The following is a 1,230-nucleotide window of genomic DNA, read 5'->3' on the forward strand; positions in this document are numbered from 1 at the left end:
TGGACTGACCCCACGCCCGTAGACAAATTCTGTCCTCACGATGAGGCCTGTTCGAAGGCCTCCGGACTGAGGCCGCCGAGGTGACTGTGGCGCCGGGCCCGGTTGTAGAACACTTCAATGTAATCGAAGATATCGGCCCGGGCCAGATCCCGGGTTTTATAGATGCGTTTTCTGATCCGCTCTTTTTTCAGCGAACTGAAGAACGATTCGGCCACCGCATTATCCCAGCAGTTGCCACGCCTGCTCATGCTCGGGGCCAGGTTATTAGCCCGGCAGAAGCGCTGCCAGTCGTCACTGCCGTACTGGCTGCCCTGGTCTGAGTGCACGATGACCTCGCCGTCCGGTTTTCGCCGCCAGACGGCCATCATCAGCGCGTCGAGTGCCAGTTCGCGTGAGAGAGTGGGCTTCATCGACCAGCCGACCACATTACGGGCGAAGAGATCGATAACCACCGCCAGATACAGCCAGCCCTGCCAGGTGCGGATATAAGTAATATCTGTGACCCAGACCTGATTGGCCCGGACAACAGTAAACTGCCGTTGCACGCGATTAGGGGCAACCACTGAAGGCCGGCCGGCGATACGACGCGGCGCTTTATAGCCGCGTACGGCTTTGATCCGGTTTTGTTGCATAATACGACCCACCCGGTTTTTGCCGCAGGTTTCCCCGATTTCGTTCAGGTCGCCATGAACCCGCCGGTAACCGTATACGCCTCCGCTCAGTGAATATGAGTCGCGGATAAGCATCAGCAGACGCTGGTTATCTTTATCACGCGCCGAGACCGGGTTGTGCAGCCACGCATAGAACCCGGCCCGGGCGACATTCAGTACCCGACACATCGTCATCACACCCCATACAGTGCGGTGTTCATTGATAAAGCGGTACTTCAGTCGGGCTCCCTTGCAAAGTACCGCGCGGCCTTTTTCAGGATATCCCGTTCTTCTTCGGTGCGTTTTAGCTGCGCCCGGAGTTTCAGGATCTCGCTTTTGGCTTCCAGTAAATCCCGGGCATGCTGTTCGCTGTTATCAGGTTTGATAGCCCGTAGCCACTTGTAGAGGCTGTGTGCAGAAACGCCCAGACGGTCGGATACTTCGGCAACGGAATAACCGCGTTCTGTTATCTGACGGACGGCTTCTTCCTTAAATTCAGGTGTAAATCGTGGTGTGCCCATACGCTCCTCCTATGCTCAAACTATAGGGCAGGATCGTCTACCGGGGCGGGGTCAGTCCA

1 protein-coding gene is annotated in these 1,230 nt (G+C 56.8%); it reads right to left on the bottom strand.

Features of this window, described 5'->3' with window-relative positions; genetic code table 11:
• Window positions 1-35: 35 nt before the first annotated feature.
• Window positions 36-1,171 (bottom strand): IS3 family transposase gene (locus tag ACHH0Z_RS25550; RefSeq protein WP_201405648.1). Its coding sequence is split into 2 segments (ribosomal slippage): window positions 36-925 and window positions 925-1,171, totalling 1,137 coding nucleotides; the frame shifts between segments, so codons are not numbered across the junction.
• Window positions 1,172-1,230: the final 59 nt, after the last annotated feature.

Origin of the sequence: Enterobacter cloacae complex sp. 2024EL-00227 (assembly GCF_043945315.1) — a bacterium.
Classification (GTDB): Bacteria; Pseudomonadota; Gammaproteobacteria; order Enterobacterales; family Enterobacteriaceae; genus Enterobacter; species Enterobacter roggenkampii.